Origin of the sequence: Pseudomonas sp. P5_109, assembly GCF_034009455.1 — a bacterium.
Classification (GTDB): domain Bacteria; phylum Pseudomonadota; class Gammaproteobacteria; order Pseudomonadales; family Pseudomonadaceae; genus Aquipseudomonas.
Genome location: NZ_CP125380.1, coordinates 6691571 through 6713899, shown reverse-complemented (window position 1 = coordinate 6713899; position 22329 = coordinate 6691571). Strand labels below are relative to the sequence as shown.

Genomic DNA, 22329 nt, shown 5'->3' with positions numbered 1-22329 from the left:
AGCATGGAAATGCGCGCAGATCTGCTGATTGTCGGGGCCGGAATGGTCGGCAGCGCCTTGGCGCTGGCGTTACAGGACAGCGGGCTGGAAGTCTTGCTGCTGGACGGCAGCCCCATGAGCGTCAAACCGTTCAACGCCCAGGCCGCGTTTGAACCGCGGGTGAGCGCCCTATCGGCCGCCAGCCAGCGGATTCTCGAGCGCCTTGGCGTCTGGGATGGCATCGCCGGGCGGCGCAGCAGTCCCTACACCGACATGCAGGTCTGGGATGGCAGCGGCACCGGGCAAATCCATTTTTCGGCGGCCAGTGTGCATGCCGAGGTGCTGGGGCATATCGTCGAAAACCGCGTGGTCCAGGATGCCTTGCTCGAGCGCCTGCACGACTGCGACCTGGGGTTGCTGGCCAATGCACGGCTGGAGCAGATGCGCCGCTCCGGCGATGACTGGCTGCTGACCCTGGCCGATGGCCGCACCCTGCGCGCGCCACTGGTGATCGCGGCGGATGGCGCCAACTCGGCGGTGCGACGCCTGGCCGGTGTCGCGACCCGGGAATGGGATTATCTGCACCATGCCATCGTCACCAGCGTGCGTTGCGCCAAACCGCATCAAATGACGGCATGGCAGCGCTTCACCGACAACGGTCCGTTGGCGTTTCTGCCGCTTGAGCGCGACGGCCAACAGGATTGGTGTTCGATCGTCTGGTCGACCACACCCGGCGAAGCCGAACGCCTGATGGCGATGGATGACCAGGGTTTCTGCAAGGAACTGGAGCGCGCCTTCGAAGGGCGACTCGGTGAAGTGCTGAGCGCCGACCCGCGCCTGTGTGTGCCCCTGCGCCAGCGCCATGCCAAGCGTTATGTTGCTGAAGGCCTGGCGTTGATCGGCGACGCGGCCCACACCATTCACCCGCTGGCGGGGCAGGGTGTGAATCTCGGATTCCTCGATGCCGCCGTGCTGGCCGAAGTGTTGCTGCAAGCGACAACCCGTGGCGAACGCCTGGCGGATGTGAAAGTCCTCAGCCGTTACGAGCGTCGGCGCATGCCCCACAACCTGGCGCTGATGGCGGCGATGGAAGGGTTCGAACGGTTGTTCCAGGCCGATCCGTTGCCGGTGCGCTGGTTGCGTAATACCGGGTTGAAACTGGTTGAGCAGATGCCCGAGGCCAAGGCCTTGTTCGTGCGTGAAGCGCTGGGATTGACCGGGGACTTGCCGGCGCTGGCCAAACCCTGAAGCGGGCATGGCCCTGTGGCGAGGGGGCTTGCCCCCGTTCGAGCGCGAAGCGATCGCAGACCGGATTGCAGGATTTATCTGGATAAAATCCCAGGACTGCTTCGCAGTCCAACGGGGGCAAGCCCCCTCGCCACAATGGTCAGCTGAATCTGCGCAACATCTGGTAACTCCTCCACAGCCAGCTTCGATTGAGAAGGCAAATGTGAGTCCTTATCATTTGGACTCATTTTTCAATCGAGGGACCGCTCCCATGTTGGCACCGAAGCGTCTACTGACTGCACTGGCCTTGACCCTGATCGGCAGCACCGCCGCCCAGGCCGCTGACGAAGTGGTGGTCTACTCCTCGCGAATCGACGAGCTGATCAAGCCGGTATTCGATGCCTACACCGCCAAGACCGGCGTGAAGGTGAAGTTCATCACCGACAAGGAAGCGCCACTGATGCAGCGGCTCAAGGCCGAGGGCGCGAATACGCCGGCCGACCTGCTGCTCACCGTCGATGCCGGCAACCTCTGGCAAGCCGAGCAGATGGGCATCCTCCAGCCATTCACCTCGAAAACCATCGACGCCAACATTCCGCTGCAATACCGGGCCGCCTCCCATGCCTGGACCGGCCTGAGCCTGCGGGCGCGGACCATTGCCTACTCCACTGACCGGGTGAAACCGGGTGAACTGACCACGTACGAAGCGCTGGCCGACAAGCAATGGGAAGGCCGCCTGTGCCTGCGCACGGCGAAGAAGGTCTATAACCAGTCCCTGACCGCGACCATGATCGAAGTGCACGGCGCCGACAAGACCGAGGAAATCCTCAAGGGCTGGGTCAAGAACCTGTCCACTGACGTGTTCTCCGACGACACCGCCGTGCTGGAAGCGATCAACGCCGGCCAGTGCGATGTCGGTATCGTCAATACCTACTACTACGGTCGTCTGCACAAGCAGAAGCCAGACCTGCCGGTGAAGTTGTTCTGGCCGAACCAGGTCGACCGTGGTGTGCATATCAACCTGTCGGGCATCGGCCTGACCAAGAATGCACCGCACCCGGAAGCGGCCAAGGCCCTGGTGGAGTGGATGACCACCCCTGAAGCGCAGAAAATTTTCGCCGACGTGAACCAGGAATTCCCGGCGAACCCGGCCGTGCAGCCATCGGCTGAAGTCGCCGCATGGGGCAAGTTCATCGCTGATACCTTGCCTGTGGAAATCGCCGGCAAGCGTCAGGCGGAAGCGATTCGCCTGATGGACAAGGCTGGCTGGAACTGAGTCAATCTACCCCCCTGCTTGTAAGCCAAGGCTGAACATTATCCCTGTGGCGAGGGAGCTTGCTCCCGCTTGAGTGCGCAGCACTCACAAAATGGATGCTGGTAGCCAGATTTTGGGGCTGCTTCGCATCCCAGCGGGAGCAAGCTCCCTCGCCACAAACAGGGTGCAAACTGTAATTTCTAGAGAACTCCCTTGGCCCATCCCGCCCAACGCCGCTGGTATCCAGTCGTCTTCGCCATCGCTGCGCTGGTCCTGTTGCCCCTGAGCGTACTGCTGCTTTCCTGGCAAACCATCGACGTTCAAATCTGGTCGCACCTGTGGGAAACACAGATGCCGCGCCTGCTGGGCAACACGCTGACGCTGGTACTCGGTGTCGGTGCTGGTGTCACCCTGCTGGGCGTCAGCCTTGCCTGGCTGACCAGCCTCTGTGAATTTCCCGGTCGACGCTGGCTCGATTGGGCGCTGATGCTGCCCTTCGCGATACCTGCCTACGTACTGGCGTTTGTGTTTGTCGGCCTGTTGGATTTCGCCGGACCCGTGCAAACCCTGCTGCGCGAGTGGTTCGGCAGTGGCCTGCGGTTGCCGCGCGTGCGCTCCACGGGCGGTGTGATCGTGGTGCTGGTGCTGGTTTTCTATCCCTACGTATATCTGCTGGCCCGCACGGCTTTCCTCGCCCAGGGTAAAGGTCTGATGGAAGCGGCGCGGGTCCTTGGCCAATCGCCCTGGCAAGCGTTCTGGCGGGTGGCATTGCCCATGGCGCGGCCGGCCATCGGTGCGGGTGTGGCATTGGCGCTGATGGAAACCCTCGCGGACTTCGGCGCAGTGTCGGTGTTCAACTTCGATACCTTCACCACGGCGATCTACAAGACCTGGTACGGTTTTTTCAGCCTGTCCTCCGCCGCGCAACTGGCCAGCCTGTTGCTGCTGGTGGTGATGCTCGTGCTGTACGGCGAACGGCGTGCCCGTGGGGCCAATCGGGCGAGTAACGAGCGCCCACGGGTCAAGGCGCTGTATCACCTGCGGGGCTTCAAGGCTCTGGCGGCCACGACCTGGTGCGCGCTGGTGTTTGCCTGCGCTTTCGTTATTCCGATGCTGCAATTGGCGGTGTGGTTCTGGCAGCGTGGGCGCTTCGATCTCGACGAGCGCTACACCGGGTTGATCGTCCATACCTTATATCTGGGGGCGATGGCGGCGTTGATCACCGTTAGCGTTGCCTTGTTACTGGCGTTTGCCCGACGACTGGCGCCCACCCGGGCCATTCGTTCCGGGATCAGTCTGGCCAACCTGGGCTATGCCTTGCCGGGTTCAGTGCTGGCGGTGTCGATCATGCTGGCGTTCAGTTACCTGGATCGCGAACTGGTGATCCCGCTCTCGAGCTGGCTCGGCGGCGCGGGCAAGCCGCTGCTGCTGGGCAGTCTGTCGGCGTTGTTGCTGGCCTATCTGGTGCGCTTCGTTGCGGTGGCCTACGGGCCGTTGGAAAGCAGCCTGGCGCGTATACGGCCATCTTTGCCCGAAGCGGCACGTAGCCTTGGCGTCAGTGGGCCGCGACTGTTTTTCAAAGTGTATCTGCCATTATTGCTACCCGGTACGTTGAGCGCTGCGCTGCTGGTGTTCGTCGATGTGCTCAAGGAAATGCCCGCGACCCTGCTGATGCGCCCGTTTGGCTGGGACACGCTGGCGGTGCGAATCTTCGAAATGACCAGCGAGGGCGAATGGGCGAGAGCATCTTTGCCGGCGTTGACGCTGGTGCTGGTCGGGCTGTTACCGGTCATCGGATTGATCCGGCGCTCGGCACATCGAAACAGCTAGGTGTCAGTCCTACACCTTGCGGCTACAATGCGCGGCATTCGGTGCGGTCCGTCTGACAGACCAGGTAGCTGAAATCGGCTGAAGGCCCTTTGTTTCAAGGCATTCAGTCCGTGCAGCACTTGCCCGCGCCTTCGCCACGCCCGGAAGGAGAAACCCATGGGACAGCGTACGCCTCTGTATGACCTTCATCTCGCACTCGGCGCGAAGATGGTCGATTTTGGCGGTTGGGACATGCCTCTGCATTACGGATCGCAGGTCGAGGAACACCATCAGGTGCGCCGCGATTGCGGTGTCTTCGATGTATCCCACATGACCGTAATCGACGTCGGCGGCTCCCAGGCCAAAGCCTGGCTCCAGCATTTGCTGGCCAACGATGTCGAACGCCTGCACAGCCCCGGCCGTGCGTTGTACAGCACCATGCTCAACGAGCAGGGTGGCATCGTCGACGACATGATCGTCTACCGTCTCGATGAGGGTTATCGCCTGGTGGTCAATGCCTCCACCCGCGATCAGGACATGGCCTGGATGCAAGCCCATCTCGACGGTTTCGACGTGCAACTTCGCGAGCGTTCCGAGTTGGCGATGCTGGCCATCCAGGGCCCCCACGCCCGGCATAAAATTGCCGAACTGGTCAGCCAGTCCCGCGGCAACCTGATCCAGCTCCTCAAGCCCTTCGAAGGTCTGTCCGATGGTGACTGGTTTCTCGCGCGCACCGGCTATACCGGCGAAGACGGCCTGGAAATCATTCTACCCGCCGATCAGGCACCAGGCTTTTTCAACGATCTGGTCGGTGCCGGAATTTCCCCCATCGGCCTTGGCGCGCGGGATACCTTGCGGGTCGAAGCCGGCATGAACCTTTACGGTCAGGACATCCAGCAAGATGTTTCACCGCTGGCGTCCAATATGGCCTGGACCATCGCCTGGGAACCTGCCGCCCGGCAGTTCATCGGGCGCAAGGCCCTGGAAGCCGAGCAGGCTGCCGGCGTGCAGCACAAACTGGTCGGTCTGGTCCTTGAGGAGCGCGGTGTTTTGCGCGCTCATCAGGTGGTTCGTATCGCGGATGTTGGCGAAGGGGAGATCACCAGTGGTAGTTTCTCTCCTACGCTAAGCAAGTCGATTGCACTGGCGCGCGTGCCGATGGCAACTGCCGACCGCGCTGAAGTGGAAATCCGTGGCAAGTGGTATCCGGTCCGGGTGGTCAAACCGACCTTCGTACGCCACGGCAAAACCTTGATCTAATATTTTCTGGCGGGCCTGCCCGCCGACCATTTCCTGAGGACACAGAACATGAGCGATATCCCTGCCGACCTGCGTTTTGCCGAAAGTCACGAATGGGCACGTCTGGAAGCCGATGGCACCGTCACCGTGGGCATCAGCGATCACGCGCAGGAAGCGCTGGGTGACGTGGTGTTCGTCGAGCTGACTGAAGTCGGCAACGTGTTTGCTGCCGGTGATCAGTCGGGTGTCGTCGAATCGGTTAAGGCCGCTTCCGACATTTATGCACCGATCAGCGGTGAAGTGATCGCCGTCAATGAGGCGCTGAGCGGTGAGCCTGAGCTGCTCAACTCCGATCCGTACGGCGCGTGGATCTTCAAGCTCAAGCCAAGCAACACCGCCGAGCTGGAAAAACTGCTGGATGCCACCGGCTACAAGGCTGCCATCGGCGAGTAATGCTCGCCCCTGTAGGAGCCGGCTTGCCGGCGATGGCGTCTTCAAGACCGCCATCGCCGGCAAGCCGGACTCCTGCAAGGGTAAATCAAGCCTTGAGTACCGCCTTCACCGCCGCCACCGAACGCTCGACATCCGCTTTGCTCATCGCCGTGAACATCGGCAGCGAGACAATCAGCCGACCGACCCGCTCGGCAACCGGGAACATGCCCTCCTTGAAACCGCACTCGCGGTACAGGCTCAACAGGTGAATCGGCGGGTAGTGATAACCGATCCCGACACCCAAAGCCTGCATCTGCTCCATGAAAGTCGCCCGCGCCGGTTTGCCATCCGTGCGTTCCGGTAATACCAGCTGGAACAGATGCCAGTTACTGTTCTCGAAATCCGCCGGAGGCAGTTGCGCTCCGTACTGCGCTTCGAAATCCGCGCCAAAGCAGGTGAAATAGTGCCGGGCCAGTTCACGCCGATGAGCGGTGATGGCGTCGATATGGGCAAATTGCCCCAGGCCAATGGCCGCGGCGACGTCGGTCATGTTGAATTTGCCACCCAGCACGTCGACGTCCAGGCCATCGAAGCCATTGCGGGTAACACCCTGCAGCCGGTATTTCTCTGCCAGGCGTACTTCTTCAGCCGTATTCAGCACCAGGCAACCGCCCTCGGAGGAGGTGACGTTCTTGTTCGCCTGGAAACTGAAGGACACGAAATCACCGGTCGAGCCAATGCGCTGGCCATTCCAGCTGGAGCCCAATGCCTGTGCCGCATCTTCGACGATTCGCAGGCCGTGCTTGTTCGCCAGGGCGTACAACCGCGTCATGTCCACCGGCAAACCGGCGAGGTACACCGGGATAATGGCTTTGGTGCGCGGCGTGATCGCCGCTTCCAGTTGATCGAGATCGATATTGCGGGTCACCGGGTCGATGTCGGCAAATACCGGAGTGGCGCCGACTTCCAGGATGACGTTGGCGGTGGCCACCCAGGAAATCGGCGTGGTGATCACTTCGTCGCCCGGCCCGACCCCGGCAATGCGCAAGGCGATTTCCATGGTGCAGGTGCCGGAATTGAAAGTGCGCACCGGGCGCCCGCCAAAATACTCCGAAAGTTGTGCTTCGAAGGCCTGGACCTTGGGGCCACTGGTGATCCATCCCGAGCGCAACACGTCGCCTACGGCGGCGATCGTGGCTTCATCGATGGTGGGTTTGGAAAACGGCAGGAAAGGCAATTGGCTCATGGATTCAGGTACCCGATCGACGGACATTAGATAGGCGGCGGACATGATGATCCGGATTGGTCGACCGCGCCACGTCATCCGCGCGAAGATCGACTGCTATGCTGGTTTGACCGTGTTGCATCGACGCTGAGCGCCAGTCAAGAGAGAGCCCGTCATGTCCCAGTTGCCGTCCCTGAGCCAGTTACGCGACCCCAATGCCTTTCTGCGCCGCCACCTTGGACCCGATGCCGCCGAGCAACAGGCAATGCTCGACAGCCTCGGCCTGGGCAGCCGGGTCGAATTGATCGAGCAAACCGTGCCGCCGGGCATCCGCCTCAACCGGGCGCTGGACCTGCCCCCGGCACTCGATGAAGAGGCCGCGCTGGCCAAGCTGCGCGGCTATGCCGAGCAGAACCAGGTCTGGACCAGCCTGATCGGCATGGGCTACCACGGCACCCTCACGCCGGCCGTCATTGTACGTAACGTGCTGGAAAATCCTGGCTGGTACACCGCGTACACCCCCTATCAACCGGAGATCGCCCAAGGGCGGCTCGAAGCGCTGCTGAACTTCCAGCAACTGACCATCGACCTGACTGGCCTGGAACTGGCCAACGCCTCGCTGCTTGATGAGGCTACCGCCGCGGCGGAAGCCATGGCCCTGGCCAAGCGGGTCGCCAAGTCGAAAAGCAACCTGTTCTTTGTCGACGAAAACTGCCATCCGCAAACCATTTCCGTGGTGCAGACCCGCGCTGAAGGTTTCGGCTTCGAGCTGATCGTCGACACTGTGGATAACTTGAAGCAGCACCAGGTGTTCGGCGCCCTGCTGCAATACCCCGACACCCACGGTGAAATCCACGACCTGCGGCCGCTGATTGATCACCTGCACGCGCAACAGGCCCTGGCCTGTGTTGCCACGGATTTGCTGAGTCTGTTGCTGCTGACCCCGCCGGGTGAACTGGGCGCCGATGTGGTGTTCGGCTCGTCCCAGCGATTTGGCGTGCCCATGGGCTACGGCGGGCCGCACGCGGCATTTTTTGCCAGCCGCGATGAATACAAGCGAGCGATTCCCGGGCGGATCATCGGGGTCTCGAAAGATGCGCGGGGCAACACTGCCCTGCGCATGGCCCTGCAAACCCGCGAGCAACACATCCGTCGGGAGAAGGCCAACTCCAACATCTGTACGGCCCAGGTGCTGCTGGCCAATATCGCCAGTTTCTATGCGGTCTACCACGGCCCCGAAGGACTCAAGCGGATCGCCCAGCGGGTTCATCGGCTGACCTGCATCCTTGCCGCCGGGCTTGAACGCAAGGGTATCACCCGGGTCAACCGGCACTTCTTCGACACCCTGACGCTGGAAGTCGGTGGAACCCAGACCGCGATCATCGAAAGTGCCCGGGCCGCGCAGATCAATCTGCGCATACTCGGGCGCGGACAGTTGGGCTTGAGCCTCGACGAGGCCTGTGACGAAACCACCGTGGTGAAGCTGTTTGACGTGTTCCTGGGGGCCGATCACGGCCTGCGCATTGAAGACCTGGATGCCGAAGTCTTGCCTGGCGGAATTCCCGAAGGGTTGGCGCGAACCTCGCCTTATCTGCGCCATCCGGTGTTCAGCGCCCATCACAGCGAAACCGAGATGCTGCGCTATCTCAAACAACTGGAAAACAAGGACCTGGCGCTCAATCAATCGATGATCCCGCTGGGCTCCTGCACCATGAAGCTCAACGCCACCAGCGAAATGATCCCGATTACCTGGCCGCAATTCGCCAACCTGCACCCGTTTGTACCCAAGGAACAGGCAGCCGGGTATGGGCTGATGATCGAAGAGCTGGAGCGCTGGCTGTGCGCGATCACCGGTTTCGACGCGATCTGCATGCAACCCAACTCCGGCGCCCAGGGCGAGTACGCCGGGCTGCTGGCGATCCGCAAATACCATGAGAGCCGGCAACAGGGTGGCCGCGATATCTGCCTGATTCCTTCGTCGGCTCACGGCACTAATCCCGCGTCGGCGCAAATGGCCGGGATGCGCGTGGTGATCGTCGAGTGTGACGAGGCGGGCAACGTCGACCTGGACGACCTCAAGGAAAAAGCCGCACAGGCCGCCGACAAACTCGCCTGCCTGATGGCGACCTATCCTTCGACCCATGGTGTGTATGAGGAGGGCATCAGCGAAATCTGCGAAGTGATCCATCAGCACGGCGGTCAGGTGTACATGGATGGCGCCAACCTCAACGCTCAGGTCGGGCTGGCGCGGCCGGCGGATATTGGTGCCGATGTCTCGCACATGAACCTGCACAAGACCTTCTGCATACCCCATGGTGGCGGTGGGCCGGGCATGGGGCCGATTGGTGTTCGGGCGCATCTGGCGCCGTTCGTGGCCAACCATCCGGTGGTGCCGATCGACGGGCCGCACCCGCAAAACGGTGCCGTCAGCGCGGCGCCCTGGGGCAGCGCGAGCATTTTGCCGATCAGCTGGATGTACATCGCGATGATGGGGCCGCAACTGGCGGACGCCAGCGAAGTGGCGATCCTCGCCGCGAATTACCTGGCGCGGCATTTGTCCGGTGCCTTCCCGGTGCTGTACACCGGGCGCAACGAGCGGGTGGCGCACGAATGCATCCTCGACCTGCGGCCGCTCAAGGCGTTGACCGGTATTACCGAGGAGGATGTAGCCAAGCGCCTGATGGACTACGGCTTCCATGCCCCGACGATGTCATTCCCGGTGCCGGGGACGCTGATGGTCGAACCGACCGAAAGTGAGTCGAAGGCGGAGCTGGATCGGTTCATCGGGGCGATGCTGAGCATCCGCGCGGAAATCAACGAGGTGCAGAACGGTAACTGGCCGGCGGAAGAAAACCCGTTGAAAGGTGCACCGCATACGCTGGCCGATATCACCGGCGTGTGGGAGCGGCCGTACAGCATCGTGCAAGCGGTCACGCCGGACGCGCACACCAAGGCTCACAAGTACTGGCCGACGGTGAACCGGGTGGACAATGTGTATGGGGACCGAAACCTGTTTTGCGCGTGTGTGCCGGTCGACGACTACCGCTGACCTCCCAGGCAACACATAAACAATGTGGGAGCGGGCTTGCTCGCGAAGGCGTCGTGTCAGCCAGATTTATGCTGAATGACACACCGCTTTCGCGAGCAAGCCCGCTCCCACAGGGGGGGATCAGTGAACATGAGGTTTGTGTTCGCAAGGTATAAAAATGCCGCTCAATTGAGCGGCATTTTTCATTCGCAACGCTTACTCCGAAGCCACGGCATTCTTCGCCAGGATCGCATTCGCCAGTTCCATGTCCGTGGCTTGCAGGCCCGGGTTGTCGGCGCGGACTTTCTGCATGGCCGCCTCCAGGTACGGACCGCGGATGCCGCCGTCACTGGCGACGAAGCTGCTGGCGTCGTCCTGGGCCGCGACGACCAGCTTGTGATCCTTGGACGTCAGATAGCTCGAACCGGTGGTTGCACCGGACGTAAGAATGTTACGCCAAAAAGTATCGGCCATCGCCGAACCGACAGGCAGGGACAACAGCGCGACGGTAGCGACAGCAAGTTTGAAACGCATGACAGGGTGACTCCACTGGGTTGACTACGCGGTTGGATTGCCAACCCCCAATCGAGTTCCGTGGGTGCCTATTCTGCCGTTTCGACCAGCAGTATCGCGCCTTGCTGGCCGACCACCCGCACGCGGCTGCCAATGGCAGCGTCCGGCCCGCGTGCCATCCACACGCCGTCGGCCACCTTGATTTTGCCGCGACCGTCGACAATCGCTTCATGCACCACGAAGGTTTTGCCGATCAGTTCCTGGCCGCGCAGATTCAGGTGCGGCTGGTCGCTCGGGCGCGTCGCCGTGCGCTGACGCCGCCACCAGTACAACGCGGTGGCGATCGACAGCAGGCCGAACAACAAAAACTGCCACTCCCAGGACATGCCCGGCAGGAGGAAGGTCAAGACGCCCACGGCGGCCGCAGCCATGCCGATCCACAACAGGTAGCCTCCAGCGCCGAACACCTCAAGAATCAACAGCACCGTGCCCAGCGCCAACCAGTCCCAGAACGAAAGATGCTGAAAGAATGCCCACATGGCGCGCCTCAGGCTTTCTTGTTATCGAAAGTGGCCTTGACGATTTCGCCAATGCCGCCCACCGCACCGATCATCGAACTGGCCTCAAGCGGCATCAGGATCACTTTGCTGTTGTTGGCCGAAGCCAGCTTGCCCAGTGCATCGATGTACTTCTGCGCGACGAAGTAGTTGACCGCTTGCACGTTGCCGCTGGCGATGGCTTCGGACACCACTTTGGTCGCCTGGGCTTCTGCCTCGGCTTGCCGCTCGCGGGCTTCGGACTCCAGGAAGGCGGCCTGGCGGCTGCCTTCGGCTTCGAGGATCTGTGCCTGCTTCTTGCCTTCGGCGGTCAGGATCGCTGCGGCGCGCAGGCCTTCGGCTTCCAGGATTTGCGCGCGCTTGATCCGCTCGGCTTTCATCTGCCCCGACATCGCCGCCATCAGGTCGGCGGGCGGGCTGATGTCCTTGATCTCGATCCGGGTGATCTTGATGCCCCACGGCGCGGTCGCTTCATCGACGGTGCGCAGGAGTTTTTCGTTGATCCCGTCACGCTGGCTGAGCATGGCATCGAGTTCCATCGAGCCGAGCACCGTACGGATGTTGGTTTGCAACAGGTTACGGATGGCGTGTTCGAGGTTGTTGACCTCGTAGGCAGCCTGGGCCGTGTTGACCACCTGGAAGAAGCACACGGCGTCGATTTGCACAGTGGCGTTGTCGGAAGTGATGACTTCCTGTGGCGGAATATCCAGCACGCTTTCCATCACGTTCATCTTGCGCCCGATGCGGTCCATGATCGGAACGATGACGTTCAGCCCAGGCTTGAGCGTGTTGGTGTAGCGCCCGAAACGCTCGACTGTCCATTCAAAACCCTGGGGCACGACCTTGAAACCCATGAACAGAATGGCGACCACCAGGCCGACAAAAAGCAAAAGCACACTACCGATCTGCATAACGATTCCTTGTTGATGTGTGGATCTGTGGAGTTGCAATCGCTGGAGTGTAGCGGCGCCGATGGCGGATAAGAACAACCGGGCTCAGTTCTGCTCGCTTTGGGGTGTCACTCGCAGGACCTCCTCGATGGTCGTCAGCCCGGCGGCGACCTTTTGCGCCCCTGACAGCCGCAGGCTGCGCATGCCTTCCTTGAATGCCTGGCGGCGCACGGCCAGCAGATCGGTGTCGGGGCTTATCAACGCCTTGATGCCATCGCTGAGCTGCATGATTTCGTAGACCCCGGCGCGACCGTGATAGCCCGTGTCGCGGCATTCCGGGCAACCGACGGCTCGCTGGGCATTGCCCGGCAACGGTGCCTGCCAGGGACGGGTCAGGGTTTGCCAGTCGTCTTCGCCCAGCGCCAGTGGCGCCTTGCAGTGCGGGCACAGGGTTCGCACCAGTCGCTGGGCCATGACGCCAAGCACCGTGGCCTTGATCAGGTAGTGCGGCACGCCGAGCTCCAGCAGGCGGCTGATGGCACTGGGCGCGTCGTTGGTGTGCAGGGTCGACAGCACCAGGTGCCCGGTGAGCGCAGCCTGGATCGCCATTTCCGCGGTTTCGAGGTCACGGATCTCGCCGATCATGATGATGTCCGGGTCTTGCCGCATCAGCGCGCGTACGCCGGCGGCGAAGGTCAGGTCGATATTGTGCTGGACTTGCATCTGGTTGAAGGCCGGCTCGACCATTTCGATCGGGTCTTCGATGGTGCAGAGGTTGACCTCCGGCGTCGCCAGTTTTTTCAGGGTGGTGTAGAGGGTAGTGGTCTTGCCCGAACCCGTCGGCCCGGTGACGAGGATGATGCCGTGGGGCTGGCGAGTCATGTCCTGCCAGCGACGCAGGTCGTCGACGGAAAACCCGAGCTGGTCGAAGTCCTTGAGCAGCACTTCCGGGTCGAAGATCCGCATGACCATTTTTTCGCCGAAGGCGGTGGGCAGTGTCGACAGGCGCAGTTCGACTTCACCGCCTTCCGGGGTCTTGGTCTTCACCCGGCCGTCCTGGGGTTTGCGTTTCTCCGCAACGTTCATGCGCCCCAGGGTTTTCAGGCGACTGACGATGGCCATGGTGACCTGGGGCGGGAATTGATAGACGTTGTGCAGCACCCCGTCGATGCGAAAGCGCACAGTGCCTTGCTCGCGCCGGGGCTCGATGTGGATGTCGCTGGCGCGTTGCTGGAATGCGTACTGGAACAGCCAGTCGACGATGTTGACGATGTGCGCGTCGTTGGCGTCCGGCTCCTGGTCGCTGGCGCCGAGGTTGAGCAGCTGTTCGAAATTGCCGAGGGTGCTGACGTGCGGGTCGGCGCTGTTCGCCCCGGTGACCGATTTGGCCAGACGGAAAAACTCGACGCTCAAGCGCTGGATGTCCACCGGGTTGGCCACCACGCGCTTGATCGGCAATTTGAGCACGTGGGTCAAGTCAGACTCCCAGCCGCTGACATAAGGCTGGGCGCTGGCCACTGTGACCGCATCGCGGTCGATCGCTACCGCGAGAATCTTGTGGCGCTGGGCGAAGGCATAGGACATCAGCGGGGTCACGGCCGCAACGTTGATTTTCAACGGGTCGATGCGCAGGTAAGGCTGGCCGGCCTGGCGGGACAGCCACGAGGTCAGGCTTTCGAGGTCCAGCAGTTTGCCGGGGCGGCTGAGATCCGCCAGCTGTTGGCTGGCGATGAACTCCAGTGGATGCGTCTGGCCATGTGTGGCGTTGCGGCGGCGGGCATTGAGTGCGTGTTCGGCCGAATCCTGGCTGATAAAGCCCTGGGCGACCAGCTCGCGCAGCACATCATTGAGATCCAGCCAGCGGTCCTGAGAGGCGAGTTGTACGGACATGCGGGCTCCTTTGAACGACAGTGCGCAAAGGATAGCCGTGGCCCGGCTGACTGCTGGGCCACTACCTGACGAAGCCGTTTCGGAGTTTTTCAGCCCGCCGCTTGAACCGCTTCGGTCCATGCGGACTCAGCTTCTTGCAGCTCCACCGAGCAGACGCTGATCAAGTTACGAAGTTTTTCCGCAATCACTTGCGCACGGTGCCAGCTCAACCCGTCGATGACGATTTCGATATCCAGCCAGTCGTCCTGGCGCTGCACGTTGACCTGTTCCGGAGTGAGCATTTGCAAGGCGAACAGATTGAGCGCGCGACACAGCAGGTCCGGTTCTGCTTCGGCCAGCATTTGATAGCGAACACGGCAATGGGCGTTGCCGACGTTCCAGACATCGGCGCGGGCGGGAGGGGTGTTCACGGCTTCGAGATACGGCATGGTCAGGCTCCAAAATCATTGGAGAAATGTTTACATCCTGTGCCGGGTATTTCTTCTCTATGATTGGCTGTATTGCAGAAATGAAGAATCAATCAATTCACTTGTTACTCGGTTAAGGGTTTATTTATGCAAAGCGAGCTGGACAGCTACGACCGCAAGATCCTCGCCTTGCTGCAAGAGGACGCTTCGCTTTCCAGCGCGCAAATCGCCGAGCAGGTGGGGCTCTCGCAATCGCCGTGCTGGCGGCGGATTCAGCGGATGAAAGAGGAGGGCATCATTCGCGGCCAGGTGACCTTGCTCGACCGCAAGAAAATCGGCCTGAACACGCAGATCTTCGCGGAGGTGAAACTCAATGCCCACGGGCGTTCGAACTTCACCGAATTCACCGAGGCGATTCGCGGCTTTCCGGAAGTGCTGGAGTGTTACGTACTGATGGGGGCAGTGGACTTCCTGCTGCGGATTGTCACGGCGGACATCGAGGCCTACGAGCGCTTCTTCTTCGAGAAGCTGTCGATGGTGCCGGGGATTCAGGAGGTCAATTCGATCGTGGCGTTGTCGGAGATCAAGTCGACTACCAGTTTGCCGGTATTGCGCTGATGATGCTTGAGGGCCTTTGTGGCGAGGGGGCTTGCCCCCGTTGGACTGCACAGCAGGCCCATTTTTTGGGGTCGCTGCGCAACCCAACGGGGGCAAGCCCCCTCGCCACAAGGTATTACAGACGCAGCAACATTTTCCAGGCACGGTTCTGATACACCGCAATCGCCTGCTGCTTGCGCGCATCCAGGACTTCATCGGTGATCGATTCGTTGGCCAGTTGCGCCAGTTTGTTCAGCTCGCCGTACAGGCGATCCATTTCCGGGATCTCCAGCACGTTGCGCGCATGATGCAGCCAGACCTGGATGCGCTCGATGCGCGGCAGTTGCTCGGCCAGGTCTTCCGGCTGTTGCTGGTAGCGCTGCAGTTGCAACGAAGTGGCTTCTTCGCCCAGCAGGCGCGGCAACCAGCTACCCAGTTGCGCAGCGCCTTGGCGATTGCCACGGGTGTTGCGGTCGGCGGTCCAGGTGCGGGCCAGCAACCAGCGCGAGGTGGTCAGGGAGAACAGACCCCAGCGCGGGTCTTCGAGTTCTTCGAGGAACTGTTCAGGCGCGGCTTTGCGCACGTCTTCATCGTCCAGGCCGGCCTGGACCAGCGGACGCCAGTCTTCCAGCAAGGCATCAAGGGCGATACGCAGGTCGTGGGTCGACTGACGCGGAGCGGCCTGGCCCAGGCTGCTGATCAACGCGCGCATTTCCGCGAGGCATTCGACCCAATCCTGCAACAGGCGCCAGTGACCGTTGAAGCGATACTGCTCGGCCAGGCGTTGGCTGCTGCCCAGCAAATGCCAGCTCAGCGCGGCGAACGCGTCGTCCAGCGGCGTTTCGGCGGTGATCTGCGGCGCCGGCAGGCTCAGCGAATAGCTGTGGGCGTCGTACAGGCGATAACCGCGCTCGGCCTTGCTGATGTCGCACGGCATCAGGGCCAGTTTCTCGGCCAGCTCGGCGGCCAGTTCCAGCAGGGCTGCCGGCTCGCCTTCGCGCAGCTCCAGCTCCAGCTCGCAGATTTCTTCTTTCTGCTTGCCGACTACGACGTGACCCAGGTCCAGCGCGGCTTCGATGACCACTTTGGTCTTGCCACGGCCCCAGGCGATTTCCGCGCGTTCGCGGACGAAGTCGGTGGTGAAGATCGGCTTCAGGGTCTTCTTGTCCAGTTCGGCCAGTTCCTCGGGCCAGCATTCGCCGTCGAGTTTCTTCAGGTCGAGCTTGGCTTTGGGCAGGTTCCAGTCGTACTCGTTACGCACCGACAAGCCGGCGACACTCTGGCCGCGGGTCTTGAGGGTCTGAATCACTTCTTCGCCATCCTTGCGCAGGCGCAGGGCGACTTTGGCCTGCGCCAGGTCGCGCTCGGGCGTGTCGAAGTACTGGTTCATCAACTCACGGCGTTCCCAGCCACTTTTGTTGCGTTTTTTCAGTAGCGGGTGCTCGCGCAGGGCGGCGAGGGTTTCGCGGCTGACGCGGAGTTTGATTTCGGTTTCTTTCTGCATGGCCGGAAAATCCAGGATCGGGAGCGCAGCCGGGGGAATGTGTGGCTGCCAAGGTCGTGCAGTGTACAGGACTCAAGGTTAGTACGCGCCGCGACGGTTTATTCCTATCATCGGTTGGTTCTATGATGGACCTCAATTCGGGTGCCGGGAGTCAGCGATGCCATTGCCGTCGATGAAAGAACAATTCGCTGCGTTGATCGCCGCACCGTCAGTCAGTTGCACCCAGCCCAGTCTCGATCAAACCAACCGCCCGGTGATCGATCTGCTGGCGACGTGGCTCGGTGAGCTGGGTTTTGCCTGCGAGATCCAGCAGGTCAGCCCCGGCAAGTTCAATCTGCTGGCCAGTTTCGGTTCCGGTCCCGGCGGCCTGGTGCTGGCCGGGCACAGCGACACCGTGCCGTTTGACGGTGCGCTCTGGCAGACCGACCCGCTGAAGCTGACTGAAGTCGATGGTCGTTGGGTCGGCCTGGGCAGTTGCGACATGAAGGGCTTTTTCGCCCTGGCCATCGAGGCGGTCAAACCACTGCTCGATCAGCCGTTCAAGCAGCCGTTGCTGATTCTCGCCACCTGCGATGAAGAAAGCTCGATGTCCGGCGCCCGTGCGCTGGCCGAAGCGGGGCGACCGCTGGGGCGGGCGGCGGTGATTGGCGAACCGACCGGGCTCAAGCCGATCCGCATGCACAAAGGCATCATGATGGAGCGTATCGACATCCTCGGCCAGAGCGGTCACTCCTCCGATCCGCGCCTGGGCCACAGCGCCCTGGAAGCCATGCACGATGCCATCGGCGAACTGCGTGGCCTGCGCTTGTTATGGCAGCGCGAATTCCGCAATCCACAGTTTGGCGTGCCGACGCCTACGATGAACTTCGGCTGCATCCACGGTGGCGACAACCCCAACCGCATCTGCGGCCAGTGTTCGCTGGAGTTCGATTTGCGACCGTTGCCCGGTATGGACCCCAAGGTCCTGCGCGCCGAGATCCTGCAAAAGCTCAATCCGATTGCCGAACGGCATCAGGTCAAGATCGATTACGCACCGCTGTTCCCTGAAGTGCCGCCCTTCGAGCAAGCCGAGGACGCCGAATTGGTGCGCCTTGCTGAAAAGCTCACCGGTCATAGCGCCGAAGCAGTGGCGTTCGGCACCGAAGCACCTTATCTTCAGCGCCTTGGCTGTGAAACGCTGGTGCTTGGCCCGGGTGATATCGCCTGCGCCCATCAGCCGGGGGAATACCTGGAAATGTCACGTTTGCAGCCTACGGTGCATCTATTAAGGCAACTGATCGAACATTACTGCCTGACGCCGGCCTGAACGCAACACAATCTGTAGGAGCCGGCTTGCTGGCGATGAACGATGACGCGGTTCATCCAATGGACCGCAGTGCTTGCATCGCCAGCAAGCCGGCTCCTACAGGTTTAATGTATAAATTGCCGGTACCCAAACCCGTATTCATGAGGAGAGCGCGCGTGTCGCCAAGCCTGTTCCGACGATAACCATCAGCCCGCTGTGCGTTTTCAGTTTCGCCCTTTTTTCGGCTGCTATTTATTACAGGCCCAGGTTCATGCCCGAATACGTCAATTGGCTTCGTCACGCTTCGCCCTACATCAACGCCCACCGCGATTGCACCTTTGTCGTCATGCTGCCCGGCGACGGCGTTGAACACCCGAACTTCGGCAATATCGTCCACGACTTGGTGCTGTTGCACAGCCTGGGCGTGCGTCTGGTGCTGGTCCACGGTTCCCGGCCGCAAATCGAAACGCGCCTGGCGGCCCGTGGCCTGACCCCGCATTACCATCACGGCATGCGCATCACCGATGCCGCGACCCTGGAGTGCGTGATCGACGCAGTCGGCCAGTTGCGCATTGCCATTGAGGCTCGCCTGTCGATGGACATGGCTTCGTCGCCGATGCAGGGCTCGCGCCTGCGGGTGGCCAGCGGCAACCTGGTGACGGCACGGCCGATCGGCGTGCTTGAAGGCGTCGACTATCACCACACCGGCGAAGTGCGCCGGGTCGACCGCAAGGGTATCAACCGTCTACTGGACGAGCGCTCCATCGTGCTGCTGTCGCCGTTGGGCTATTCGCCTACGGGGGAGATTTTCAACCTCGCCTGTGAAGACGTCGCCACCCGCGCCGCCATCGACCTGGGCGCGGACAAGTTGCTGCTGTTTGGCGCCGACCTGGGCCTGATCGACGAACACGGGCGCCTGGTGCGAGAGTTGCGTCCGCAGCAAGTGCCGGCGCATCTGCAACGGCTGGGCAGTAACTATCAGGCGGAATTGCTGGATGCCGCAGCCGAAGCATGCCGTGGCGGCGTGGCCCGTAGCCATATCGTCAGTTACGCCGAAGACGGTGCACTACTGACCGAGCTGTTCACCCGCGACGGTGGCGGTACGCTGGTAGCCCAGGAACAGTTCGAAGTGGTGCGCGAAGCGGCCATTGAAGACGTCGGTGGTTTGCTGGACCTGATCAGCCCGCTGGAAGAGCAGGGCATCCTGGTGCGCCGTTCCCGCGAGGTGCTGGAACGCGAAATCGAGCAGTTCAGTGTGGTTGAACGCGAAGGCATGATCATCGCCTGTGCGGCGCTGTATCAGATCGCCGATTCGGATGCGGGCGAGCTGGCGTGCCTGGCGGTGAATCCGGAGTACCGCCATGGTGGTCGCGGCGATGAGTTGCTGGAGCGTATTGAAACCCGCGCCCGGGCGCAGGGCTTGAAAACCTTGTTCGTCCTCACCACCCGCACCGCGCACTGGTTCCGCGAGCGTGGCTTCGAACCGAGCAGCGTCGACCGCCTACCGTCGGCGCGGGCGTCGCTGTACAACTATCAGCGTAATTCGAAGATCTTCGAAAAAGCCCTCTAATGTTGTAGCAGTAGAGCTCCCTGTGGCGAGGGGGCTTGCCCCCGTTGGGCTGCGGAGCAGCCCCAAAACCTGCCCGACCAAGTCGCATGGTTTTGCGGCCGCTTCGCGACCGAACGGGGGCAAGCCCCCTCGCCACAAGGTTTTGCATTCACTCCTGCACAAACTTCGCACTGACATACGGGGAATAATCCGGCAGCACCGTCTCGACCTTCCCTTGCTCCTTCAAGAACTTCGCTGTCTCGCCAATGGCCTTGGCCGTGCCGCCGTCCAGCAGCGCGGTGCTCTGTTGCGCCTTGGCATCCGGGAAGGCGGAACCGGCCAGTAACTCCGGAACATCGGCGGCGTTGGCACCGGTCAATTTGGCGATTTTCTGGACGGGCACCGAGTCAACGGTCCATTGGTCCTTATGCGCGGCATAGTCGGCGAACGAATCCAGGGTCACCCGGGCGAACTTTGCCACGACCTCCGGATGTTTCTCGGCGTAATCCTTGCGCGCCACCCAAACCTCAAAGGTTGGCGCACCCCATTGGCCCACCTGCGCCGCGTCAGTCAGGGTCTTGCCGGTCTTGCGGATTTCCCCCAGGGCGGGCGACCAGACAAACGCGCCATCAATATCACCACGCTTCCAGGCTGCGGCGATTTCCGCTGGCTGCAGGTTCACCACTTTGACTTTCGAGCCGTCCAGGCCCCAGTGCTTCAGCGCACCCAGCAGGCTGTAGTGGGAAGTTGATACGAAAGGCGTGGCGATGGTCTTTCCGATCAAATCTTGCGGTTTCTCGATGCCGCTGCCGTTGCGCACCACCAGCGCTTCGGCGGCATTGATCTGGGCCGAGACGATGAACGCGACAATCGGCAGATTGCGCGAGGCGGCGGCGGCCAGCGGACTGGAGCCGAGATTGCCGATTTGCACATCGCCCGAGGCAATCGCCGTGACCACTTCCGGGCCGCTGTTGAAGCGTCGCCAGTCGATGGGCTGGCCGATGGTCTTTTCATAAAGGCCATCGGCCTGGGGGACTTTGCTGGGATCGATTCCGGTTTGGTAACCGACGGTGAGATTCGCCGCCTGAGCCGAGAAAGAAAATGCCAGGAATACACAAACTGTAACAATTGGTCCGGATAGTGCGCGTTTGGTCGTCATGGGGCCGCCTTTCGGTAAAGGATTTGTTTCCGAATTGCGACTGAAACTAATCGATCTAAAAAAGCAAAAATAAATACCGTTTAGGAATTAGCTTATGAGCCGAACCTTGCATTCCGGGGCGATCGTGCGATGGGTAGCTAAATTCCTAAACGGTATTAGAAAAGAATCGGGTAATTCTTTTCAGGTTCATGACGAAATCATGACCCTGCAGGGACCAAAAAAACGGGGATTAGACTATGGTCGTAGACACACATAGTTACGATTGACTTGTGGGTCACGGTCTGGCGCTAATCGCGCATCTTAGGATTTCGGGCGACGACTCGAGACCAGGAATACAAGAATTAGAATCGAGAGGAGCTACACAATGAACAAGTCCACCTTGGCTTTGGCCGTGGCCGTAGGGGTTTTGGCGCAGCAGGCAGGCGCCGCAGGTTTCCTGGAAGACAGCAAGGCATCCATCAGCTCTCGCACCATGTATTACGACGCTGATATGCGCGAAGGTGCAGGCACTGCTGCTAACCGTCAGCGCGAAACCGCTGAGGGTCTGAAGTTCGACTACCTGTCGGGCTTCACCCAGGGCGTCGTAGGCTTTGGTATCGATGCCCAGGCGCTGGTGGGTATCCACCTCGATGGCGGCAAGGGGCATCACCCGGTCGGTAACGCCAACTCGTTCTTCCCGAGCGATGGCAAAGAAGCGGCTGACGAGTGGAGCCGTCTGGATGGCAACGTCAAAGCGCGTTTCTCGAAGACCGAAGCCCACCTGGGCGGCGCCCTGGCGCCTAACTTGCCGATCCTGATCGCGAACGACAGCCGTGTGCTGCCGCAGACCTTTGACGGTGGCACCATCACCTCCAAAGAAATCGACAATGTGACCTTCAACCTGGGTCAACTGGAGCACGCGTCGGGTCGCGCCTCTTCAAACTCCACTGGCCTGTCCGTGGCGGGCGCTACCCAAGACAGCAACAAGTTCCAGTACGCCGGTGCTGACTGGAAGGTCACCAAAGACCTGACCCTGCAGTACTACTACGCGAACCTGGAAGACTTCTACAAACAGAACTTCCTCGGCCTGGTGCACGTCTACCCGATCGCGGCCAATCAGTCGTTCAAGACTGATATCCGTTATTTCGACAGCAGCTCCGACGGCAAGAACGGCGATGTGGGCTACCGTTTCAACAACAACAACGGTTTCGCCAAGAACCCGGGTGAGGTCGATAACAAGACCTGGAGCGCCATGTTCACCTACACCCTGGGTGGCCACGCGTTCCTGCTCGGGCATCAGCGTGTCAACGATGACGGCGGCTTCGTATTCTTGAACCAGGGCAGCCTTATCGATGATAAGGGTCGTCAGGAAGGGGCCGGCGGCGCGAGCTTCTACTCGTTTACCGATGCGACCGTTGGCAGCTTTATCCGTGCCGGTGAAAACACCACCTTCGGTCAGTACTCCTATGACTTCGCCTCCCTGGGTGTTCCAGGCCTGAAGGCGTCGATCGGTTACTTGAATGGCCAGGACATCAAGGCCACCAACGGTGTGGGTAAAGACCTGAGCGAGCACGAGACTGACGCACGTGTGGATTACGTGATCCAGACGGGCGCACTGAAAGGCTTTGGTACCACGCTGCGTCACGGCACCTACCGTGGCAACACCAGCACCCTGGACCAGGACCAGACTCGTCTGATCTTCAACTACACCTACAGCTTCATGTAATCACCTCACGAAAAAGCCCCGCCTGCTGGCGGGGCTTTTTTTCGAGCCGAGGTTTATATTCCATAAATGCAGATGCTAT

18 protein-coding genes are annotated in these 22329 nt (G+C 61.2%); 10 read left to right on the top strand and 8 right to left on the bottom strand.

Annotation, left to right across the window (positions count from 1 at the left end; translation table 11 throughout):
• The first annotated feature begins 9 nt into the window (after window positions 1–9).
• From QMK54_RS29970 to gcvH, 5 genes are all read left to right on the top strand, one after another.
• On the top strand, window positions 10–1227 hold the full coding sequence (locus QMK54_RS29970) for a 2-octaprenyl-3-methyl-6-methoxy-1,4-benzoquinol hydroxylase (RefSeq protein ID WP_181432125.1): 1218 nt from the start codon (window positions 10–12) through the stop codon (window positions 1225–1227).
• Between the two features lie 250 nt (window positions 1228–1477).
• Entirely contained in the window at window positions 1478–2482 is a 1005-nt protein-coding gene (locus QMK54_RS29965; protein ID WP_110661968.1) for an extracellular solute-binding protein, read from the top strand.
• Window positions 2483–2674: 192 nt separating this feature from the next.
• A complete protein-coding gene (locus QMK54_RS29960; RefSeq protein WP_320401779.1) occupies window positions 2675–4291 on the top strand; it encodes an iron ABC transporter permease in 1617 nt (538 codons plus the stop codon).
• Between the two features lie 156 nt (window positions 4292–4447).
• The gene (gene gcvT / locus QMK54_RS29955; RefSeq protein ID WP_110662127.1) at window positions 4448–5530 is read left to right on the top strand and encodes a glycine cleavage system aminomethyltransferase GcvT; all 1083 of its coding nucleotides are present in this window, start codon (window positions 4448–4450) and stop codon (window positions 5528–5530) included.
• Window positions 5531–5578: 48 nt separating this feature from the next.
• The gene (gene gcvH, locus QMK54_RS29950; protein WP_223589447.1) at window positions 5579–5962 is read left to right on the top strand and encodes a glycine cleavage system protein GcvH; all 384 of its coding nucleotides are present in this window, start codon (window positions 5579–5581) and stop codon (window positions 5960–5962) included.
• An 85-nt stretch (window positions 5963–6047) separates the two neighbouring features.
• Here the strand turns inward: gcvH and QMK54_RS29945 are convergent, their stop codons facing one another.
• Entirely contained in the window at window positions 6048–7187 is a 1140-nt protein-coding gene (locus QMK54_RS29945; RefSeq protein WP_320401778.1) for a DegT/DnrJ/EryC1/StrS aminotransferase family protein, read from the bottom strand.
• 154 nt (window positions 7188–7341) lie between these two features.
• Here QMK54_RS29945 and gcvP point away from each other — a divergent pair, with 154 nt between their 5' ends.
• The gene (gene gcvP, locus QMK54_RS29940) at window positions 7342–10215 is read left to right on the top strand and encodes an aminomethyl-transferring glycine dehydrogenase (protein ID WP_320401777.1); all 2874 of its coding nucleotides are present in this window, start codon (window positions 7342–7344) and stop codon (window positions 10213–10215) included.
• Window positions 10216–10410: 195 nt separating this feature from the next.
• On the opposite strand, the gene QMK54_RS29935 is transcribed toward gcvP, so the two are convergent.
• The 5 genes from QMK54_RS29935 to QMK54_RS29915 all read right to left on the bottom strand — a co-directional run bounded on the left by QMK54_RS29935 (window position 10411) and on the right by QMK54_RS29915 (window position 14472).
• Window positions 10411–10728: a DUF2388 domain-containing protein gene (locus QMK54_RS29935; protein ID WP_110661629.1), complete on the bottom strand. Its 318-nt coding sequence runs from the start codon at window positions 10726–10728 to the stop codon at window positions 10411–10413.
• Window positions 10729–10796: 68 nt separating this feature from the next.
• Entirely contained in the window at window positions 10797–11246 is a 450-nt protein-coding gene (locus QMK54_RS29930; RefSeq protein WP_110661627.1) for an NfeD family protein, read from the bottom strand.
• A gap of 8 nt (window positions 11247–11254) precedes the next feature.
• Entirely contained in the window at window positions 11255–12175 is a 921-nt protein-coding gene (locus tag QMK54_RS29925; RefSeq protein WP_110661625.1) for an SPFH domain-containing protein, read from the bottom strand.
• An 84-nt stretch (window positions 12176–12259) separates the two neighbouring features.
• Window positions 12260–14044, bottom strand: a complete 1785-nt coding sequence (locus tag QMK54_RS29920; protein ID WP_320401776.1) for a GspE/PulE family protein — start codon at window positions 14042–14044, stop codon at window positions 12260–12262.
• A gap of 89 nt (window positions 14045–14133) precedes the next feature.
• Complete coding sequence (locus QMK54_RS29915) at window positions 14134–14472, bottom strand: hypothetical protein (protein WP_223589458.1); 339 nt, start codon at window positions 14470–14472, stop codon at window positions 14134–14136.
• 126 nt (window positions 14473–14598) lie between these two features.
• Here QMK54_RS29915 and QMK54_RS29910 point away from each other — a divergent pair, with 126 nt between their 5' ends.
• Window positions 14599–15069, top strand: coding sequence for an Lrp/AsnC family transcriptional regulator (locus QMK54_RS29910; protein WP_110661619.1), 471 nt, complete (start codon window positions 14599–14601; stop codon window positions 15067–15069).
• 115 nt (window positions 15070–15184) lie between these two features.
• Here QMK54_RS29910 and QMK54_RS29905 read toward each other — a convergent pair whose 3' ends face one another.
• Window positions 15185–16552 (bottom strand): inorganic triphosphatase, encoded by a 1368-nt coding sequence (locus QMK54_RS29905; protein ID WP_150716306.1) that lies wholly within the window; start codon window positions 16550–16552, stop codon window positions 15185–15187.
• 157 nt (window positions 16553–16709) lie between these two features.
• Between QMK54_RS29905 and argE the strand changes: the two genes are divergently transcribed.
• Entirely contained in the window at window positions 16710–17858 is a 1149-nt protein-coding gene (gene argE, locus QMK54_RS29900) for an acetylornithine deacetylase (protein WP_110662586.1), read from the top strand.
• Between the two features lie 250 nt (window positions 17859–18108).
• A complete protein-coding gene (argA, locus tag QMK54_RS29895) occupies window positions 18109–19407 on the top strand; it encodes an amino-acid N-acetyltransferase (protein WP_007987654.1) in 1299 nt (432 codons plus the stop codon).
• Between the two features lie 148 nt (window positions 19408–19555).
• Here the strand turns inward: argA and tauA are convergent, their stop codons facing one another.
• Window positions 19556–20545 carry a taurine ABC transporter substrate-binding protein gene (gene tauA, locus QMK54_RS29890; protein ID WP_110661993.1) on the bottom strand — a complete coding sequence of 330 codons (990 nt, stop codon included), beginning with the start codon at window positions 20543–20545 and terminating at the stop codon, window positions 19556–19558.
• 364 nt (window positions 20546–20909) lie between these two features.
• Between tauA and QMK54_RS29885 the strand changes: the two genes are divergently transcribed.
• The gene (locus QMK54_RS29885; protein WP_110661992.1) at window positions 20910–22250 is read left to right on the top strand and encodes an OprD family outer membrane porin; all 1341 of its coding nucleotides are present in this window, start codon (window positions 20910–20912) and stop codon (window positions 22248–22250) included.
• Window positions 22251–22329 lie beyond the last annotated feature (79 nt).